The organism is Flammeovirga aprica JL-4, assembly GCF_012844305.1.
GTDB lineage: Bacteria > Bacteroidota > Bacteroidia > Cytophagales > Flammeovirgaceae > Flammeovirga > Flammeovirga aprica.
In genome coordinates this window covers 1-1,533 of the sequence record NZ_JABANE010000277.1, presented here as the reverse complement: position 1 = coordinate 1,533, position 1,533 = coordinate 1, and the positions used below count along the sequence as shown (strand labels likewise).

The window sequence follows — 1,533 nt, the reverse complement described above, 5'->3', positions numbered from 1 at the left end:
CACCTTGTCACGTGCTAATGCTTCGGGATCGTACTCCGTGCATAAGGGACTTGCACCCTCTAGAAGATTGAACTATATTTAGAAAAATATAGATCGTGCCCATTTTGGGCACACACAAGGGCTAAGAAAACATAGGGGTTCGATTGTATTCGGAAGTTCAGAGATTATGGATAGTCCGCCAATCCAAAATTTCAATAATGAAAAAAGTAATTAAATTATAAAAATATTTGGCTTGGCTAAGTGGTAAACTGAAAGGGAGGTGTTTCAAGCTCCTCTACGTTTCTTAGCCGGGTCGTTGTAAGCCATTAAAAAACGTGAGAAAAATAATTCTAATATTCTTATTCTTTTCCATTGCACTTGACAGTTCTGCCCAAACTGACAGCTTGAAAAAGGTAAATCCGAGCTTTACTAAAATGCTTGTTGGAAAAGAGAATATTTACGCTTTAAATTCAAGTGGGCAACTTCATGTTTGGGATTTAAAGTCATTAACTAGAACCTTTACAAGTGACACAGCTGTAAAGTACACCTCCATTGCCAAAGACAACTCAAATAAAATCTACCTAGGAACAGCAAAAGGGAAAATTTTCACGATTGACAAAAACGACTATTCAATTCACCTACACCTTGAACTAAAAAAGGACTTCAGTGTCACTGATATCTTTTTCAACTCTTCAGATGAAATCTTTCTAATAGTTCCTTACGCTGTCTATGACCCGATAAAAGATAAAAATTGGACAGATTTCAAACACCAGCCAAATGGTATGATTGTGTCAAAGCGATTCTTATTCTTCTTTAGGAAACGGACAAACCAATACTTTGACATGCCACAATATACATTCATAGACAGTCAAGACAGAATTTGGATGACTAAGAGCTTTGGAGAGTTTGGTGGTTCAATACAGATTTTCGATACTCAAAATAGGACAGAACTAAGTGCGGACATTGACAGTCTAAACTTTGGTTTACTCTTTCCAAAGTCGGTATTTGAAGATAAAGACCAAAACGTTTATATCACTTCAGGTCTTCAACATTTTATGAATAGTGGCGACATTTTTAAAATTATAAACAATACGGCTACCAAAATTTATGACAGCGAAGATTTCAGTGACACTTTAGAAACTAATCCATTCGGCGGTGGAGTTTTTGTTGGACCAGGAACATATAACCCTTTTGACAACAAAATCTATTTTGCCACAACAGATGGATTTTATCGTGCCACAATTCCGAGCGAAGGAAGAATAGAAAACCCTGAATTGATTGTTAAACCTGAGTTACTTTGGGATAGAGAACCTTTGGCAATTGGAGTTTCAATGTCCGTAAAGAGATTAGACTTCACAGAAGACAATAGACTTGTTTTCCTGACTTCAAATAATGGAATCGGGATTTATGATGGAAAAGAATTAAAAATGATAAAATAAAAACGGTTTACAATCGAGTAGACTGCCCCGTCAATAAATGACGGGGAGACCCTCTCACACCACCGTACGTACGGACCTCGTATACGGCGGTTGATTACCGTTCGGTTAACTTTTT

Annotated in this window: 1 protein-coding gene; it reads left to right on the top strand. The window is 37.0% G+C overall.

Annotated elements, in window-relative coordinates; genetic code table 11:
• Positions 1-314 precede the first annotated feature (314 nt).
• Positions 315-1,418 (top strand): hypothetical protein, encoded by a 1,104-nt coding sequence (locus HHU12_RS33835; protein WP_169661139.1) that lies wholly within the window; start codon positions 315-317, stop codon positions 1,416-1,418.
• Positions 1,419-1,533: the final 115 nt, after the last annotated feature.